At 39.3% G+C, this 3,715-nt stretch carries 1 protein-coding gene; it reads right to left on the reverse strand.

Annotation, left to right across the window (positions count from 1 at the left end; translation table 11 throughout):
- Positions 1 to 107: 107 nt before the first annotated feature.
- Positions 108 to 3,566, reverse strand: coding sequence for a methylmalonyl-CoA mutase family protein (locus tag JO950_RS21480; RefSeq protein WP_202704471.1), 3,459 nt, complete (start codon positions 3,564 to 3,566; stop codon positions 108 to 110).
- Positions 3,567 to 3,715: the final 149 nt, after the last annotated feature.

A 3,715-nucleotide genomic window follows, 5' to 3' on the forward strand; every position in this document is an offset into this window, starting at 1 on the left:
GAGAAAAACCATAAACATTGTCATTTTAATCCAATAAACATTCATAAAACAAAAAAACCTCTCAATATCTTGAGAGGTTTTTCCATAAATCTATAAAACAGTAATAATTACATATTCCTTCTATACTGCCCCCCTACTTCAAACAATGCCGAAGTAATCTGTCCCAGCGAACAAACCTTAGTCGCTTCCATTAAATGGGCGAATAAATTTTCGTTTTTAATGGCGGCTTCCTGTAGTTGGCGCAGGTGCTCGTTTACTTTTGCTTCGTGGAACTGGTGTAAGTTATCGAGCATCGTAATTTGATATTGTTTTTCTTCTTCGGTGGCACGAATTACTTCTGCCGGAATTACCGTTGGAGATCCTTTTGAACTCAGGAAGGTGTTTACACCCACAATCGGGAAATCTCCGTTGTGCTTTAAGGTTTCGTAATACAAACTTTCTTCCTGAATTTTAGAACGTTGGTACATCGTTTCCATAGCACCTAATACTCCACCACGCTCTGTGATGCGGTCGAATTCCTGTAAAACGGCAGCTTCTACCAAATCGGTTAATTCTTCGATGATAAACGATCCCTGAATTGGGTTTTCGTTTTTCGCCAGACCTAATTCTTTATTGATAATCAACTGAATCGCCATGGCTCTACGCACTGATTCTTCGGTTGGTGTGGTAATCGCTTCATCATAAGCGTTCGTATGCAATGAGTTACAGTTATCATAAATCGCATACAAAGCCTGTAATGTTGTTCTGATATCATTAAAATCAATCTCCTGAGCGTGTAACGAACGTCCGGAAGTTTGAATATGATATTTTAGCATTTGCGCTCTTTCGTTGGCTCCGTATTTGTTTTTCATGGCTTTTGCCCAAATTTTACGTGCCACACGTCCAATTACTGAATATTCCGGATCTACTCCGTTTGAGAAGAAAAACGATAAGTTTGGTCCAAAATCGTTAATGCTCATGCCACGGCTTAAGTAATATTCTACGTAAGTGAAACCATTCGAAAGCGTAAAGGCCAACTGTGTAATTGGGTTCGCTCCTGCCTCGGCAATATGGTATCCTGAAATCGAAACAGAGTAAAAATTACGAACGTTTTGAGTAATAAAATATTCCTGAACGTCACCCATTAATCGCAACGCAAATTCGGTAGAGAAAATACAGGTGTTTTGTGCCTGATCTTCTTTTAAAATATCGGCTTGAACCGTACCACGAACTTGTGATAAGGTTTTTACTTTGATATCGTTATACACTTCCAAAGGTAAAACCTGATCTCCGGTAACTCCCAAAAGCATTAATCCCAAACCGTTGTTTCCTTCCAGCAGATCGCCCTGGTATTTCGGACGTTCTGTTCCTTTTTCTTTGTATATTTTGTTGATTTTGGCTTCAACTTCTTTTTCTAAATCATTGGCTTTGATGTAATATTCGCATTGCTGGTCGATCGCCGCGTTCATAAAAAAGCCTAACAACATTGGCGCTGGTCCGTTGATTGTCATACTTACCGAGGTTAAAGCATGAACTAAATCAAAACCTGAATACAGTTTTTTAGCATCGTCCAAACAGCAAATCGAAACTCCGGCATTACCGATTTTTCCATAAATATCAGGACGAATATCAGGATCGTTTCCGTATAAAGTCACACTATCAAAGGCAGTCGAAAGTCGTTTTGCCGGTAATCCTGCACTCACATAATGAAAACGTTTGTTGGTTCTTTCCGGTCCGCCCTCTCCTGCAAACATTCTTGACGGATCTTCGCCTTCACGCTTGAACGGATACAATCCTGATGCAAACGGAAATTCTCCCGGAACATTTTCTTGTAAATTCCAACGTAATACATCCCCCCAGGCTTCATATTTAGGTAAAGCAATTTTTGGGATTTGCAAATGCGATAAGCTTTCAGAATGGGTCGCGATTTTAATTTCTTTATCACGCACCTTAAAGCTGTACACCGGATTTTTATATTTGGCTACTTTTTCGTCCCAATTCAGGATAATTTCCCAATTGTACGGATCAAGATCCATTTTTACCTTATCAAACTGATTGAGTAAAAGATTTAAAAAGATTCTGTTTTCGTCGTGCGTTTCGGCTGCTTTCACTCCTTCGACTCCGCTCAGGAAGACACTAGTGTCATCTATTCCGGCTTTATTAATTTGCGGAACTTTCCCTGAAACCGATTCTATGGTTTTAAAGATTCCGTATAATTTCTGTGCTACTTTTTGCTGTGAAGCTGCGATTTCATCATAAGATCGGTTGTTCTCTGCAATTTCAGATAAATAACGGGTTCTGTGTGGCGGAATCACGAAGATTTTCTCGCTCATTTCCTTGGTAATCTGAAAAGTAGATTTCAGCTCCGATTGTGTTTTCTCTACAATCTTGTCCATGATCGCTTTATAAAGCGTGTTCATTCCCGGATCGTTAAACTGAGAAGCGATGGTTCCGAAAACCGGCATTTCATCCGGATTTTTATCCCACAAATTATGATTGCGCTGGTACTGCTTTTTAACGTCACGAATGGCGTCTAATGCCCCTCTTTTGTCAAACTTGTTCAAAGCGACCAAATCGGCAAAATCAAGCATGTCGATTTTCTCCAATTGTGTTGCTGCTCCAAACTCCGGTGTCATTACATATAGAGATACATCAGAGTGATCCATAATCTCGGTGTCGGATTGTCCGATTCCTGAAGTTTCAAGAATGATCAAATCGTATTTTGCTGCTTTTAAAACCTGAATGGCCTCAGCAACATATTTGGATAAAGCCAAATTCGACTGACGTGTCGCCAGCGAACGCATATACACACGAGGATTGTTGATGGCATTCATACGGATTCTGTCACCCAGTAATGCTCCTCCTGTTTTTCTTTTTGACGGATCGACAGAAATCAATCCGATAGTTTTCTCTGGGAAATCAATTAAAAAGCGACGAACCAGTTCATCTACTAAAGATGATTTTCCGGCTCCACCCGTTCCGGTAATTCCAAGAACCGGAATTTTAGAATCGGTATTGCTTTCGTGAATCTGATCAAAAATAGGTTTTGCGATTTCAGGGAAATTTTCCGCTGCCGAAATCAAACGTGCAATTGCCGTTGGAATTTTATTTTCGATATGATCGATTTCTCCGTTTAACTGATCTCCAATAGGATAATCGGAACGCTGAACCAAATCATTGATCATTCCTTGTAAACCTAAAGAACGCCCATCATCCGGAGAATAAATTCTCGTGATACCATATTCATGTAATTCTGAAATTTCGCTTGGAAGGATTACTCCGCCTCCGCCTCCAAAAATTTTAATGTGTCCTGCTCCTTTTTCTTGCAGCAAGTCATACATGTATTTAAAATATTCATTATGTCCTCCCTGATACGATGTCATCGCAATCGCATTCGCGTCTTCCTGAATAGCAGTATTCACCACTTCCTCAACACTACGGTCGTGCCCAAGGTGAATTACCTCAACTCCGGTTGACTGAATAATACGACGCATAATGTTTATCGCTGCATCATGTCCGTCAAAAAGAGAGGCTGCGGTTACAATTCTTACTTTATTTTTAGGAATATATGGTATTTGTTGTTCCATTTTATGAATATGATAATTTTAAGGGAGCAATTTACAAAATATTACAACATTTGATCATGCTAATATCTTTTTGTTAACAAAAAAAAGAATCTTTTTTCTTTTAGAGGGGTAACAAATTGAATACTAAGTTGATTTATCCTATATAAGTC

It is taken from the genome of Flavobacterium sp. UGB4466 (assembly GCF_903469665.1).
GTDB lineage: Bacteria > Bacteroidota > Bacteroidia > Flavobacteriales > Flavobacteriaceae > Flavobacterium > Flavobacterium lipolyticum.

Coding starts and splice junctions, on each gene's coding strand:
- JO950_RS21480 (WP_202704471.1), bottom strand. CDS start 3,566: ATGGAACAACAAATACCATATATTCCTAAAAATAAAGTAAGAATTGTA.